The organism is Paraburkholderia sp. LEh10 (assembly GCF_017814945.1).
In the GTDB taxonomy this organism is placed as follows: Bacteria; Pseudomonadota; Gammaproteobacteria; order Burkholderiales; family Burkholderiaceae; genus Paraburkholderia.
This window is the reverse complement of record NZ_JAGIPX010000185.1, coordinates 1-1,857: the sequence shown is the minus strand read 5'-3', so window position 1 is coordinate 1,857 and position 1,857 is coordinate 1. Positions and strand designations below refer to the sequence as shown.

At 66.2% G+C, this 1,857-nt stretch carries 1 pseudogene; it reads left to right on the top strand.

What is annotated here, in order from left to right:
- Window positions 1-1,857, top strand: a pseudogene (locus J8I87_RS43800) (Ig-like domain-containing protein); the annotation flags it as partial.

Below are 1,857 nucleotides of genomic sequence, written 5' to 3'. Positions count from 1 at the left end.
CGGCTTCAGCTTCACGCTCGACACGTCGGCGGCGGCACCGGGCGTTGCGCTCGTGACCGATTCGGGCAGCAGCACCACCGACCGCGTCACCAACACCGGCACGCTGGCCGTCACCGGGGTCGAAAGCGGCGCCACGGTCGAGTATTCGGTTGATGGCGGGCACACGTGGAGCGGGAGTTTCAGCGCCAGCGAGGGTGTCAACGACGTGCAGGTCCGCCAGACCGACGTCGCCGGCAATGTCTCCAGTGCGACGGGCTTCAGCTTCACGCTTGACACGTCGGCGGCCGCACCGGGCGTTGCGCTCGTGACCGATTCGGGCAGCAGCACCACCGACCACGTCACCAACACCGGCACGCTGAGTCTGAGCGGTGTCGAGAGCGGTGCCACAGTCGAGTATTCCACCGATGGCGGCCAGACCTGGAGCGGAAGTTTCAGCGCCACTGAAGGCCTGAACACCGTGCAGGTCCGCCAGACCGATATCGCCGGCAATGTCTCCGGCGCGACCGGCTTCAGCTTCACGCTCGACACGTCGGCGGCCGCACCGGGCGTCGCGCTCGTGACCGACTCGGGCAGCAGCACCACCGACCACATCACCAATACCGGCACGCTGAGTCTGAGCGATGTCGAGAGCGGTGCCACAGTCGAGTATTCCACCGATGGCGGCCAGACCTGGAGCGGAAGTTTCAGCGCCACTGAAGGCCTGAACACCGTGCAGGTCCGCCAGACCGATATCGCCGGCAATGTCTCCGGCGCGACCGGCTTCAGCTTCACGCTCGACACGTCGGCGGCCGCACCGGGCGTCGCGCTCGTGACCGACTCGGGCAGCAGCACCACCGACCACATCACCAATACCGGCACGCTGAGTCTGAGCGATGTCGAGAGCGGTGCCACAGTCGAGTATTCCACCGATGGCGGCCAGACCTGGAGCGGAAGTTTCAGCGCCACTGAAGGCCTGAACACCGTGCAGGTCCGCCAGACCGATATCGCCGGCAATGTCTCCAGTGCGACCGGCTTCAGCTTCACGCTCGACACGTCGGCGGCCGCACCGGGCGTTGCGCTCACGACCGACTCGGGCAGCAGCACTACCGACCACATCACCAATACCGGCACGCTTAATCTCACGGGCATTGAAAGCGGTGCGACCGTGCAGTACAGCATCGATAACGGCGCGCACTGGAACAGCAGCTTTAGCGCGGTTGAAGGTGTGAACAACGTGCAGGTCCGCCAGACCGATATCGCCGGCAATGTCTCCGGCGCGACCGGCTTCAGCTTCACGCTCGACACGTCGGCGGCCGCGCCGGGCGTTGCGCTCACGACGGACTCGGGCAGCAGCACTACCGACCACATCACCAACACCGGCCCGCTGGCTGTCACCGGCGTCGAGAGCGGTGCCACGGTCGAGTATTCCACCGATGGCGGCCAGACCTGGCGCGGAAGTTTCAGCGCCAGCGAGGGTGTCAACGACGTGCAGGTCCGCCAGACCGACGTCGCCGGCAATGTCTCCAGTGCGACGGGCTTCAGCTTCACGCTTGACACGTCGGCGGCCGCACCGGGCGTTGCGCTCGTGACCGATTCGGGCAGCAGCACCACCGACCACGTCACCAACACCGGCACGCTGAGTCTGAGCGGTGTCGAGAGCGGTGCCACAGTCGAGTATTCCACCGATGGCGGCCAGACCTGGAGCGGAAGTTTCAGCGCCACTGAAGGCCTGAACACCGTGCAGGTCCGCCAGACCGATATCGCCGGCAATGTCTCCGGCGCGACCGGCTTCAGCTTCACGCTCGACACGTCGGCGGCCGCGCCGGGCGTTGCGCTCACGACGGACTCGGGCAGCAGCACTACCGACCACATCACCAA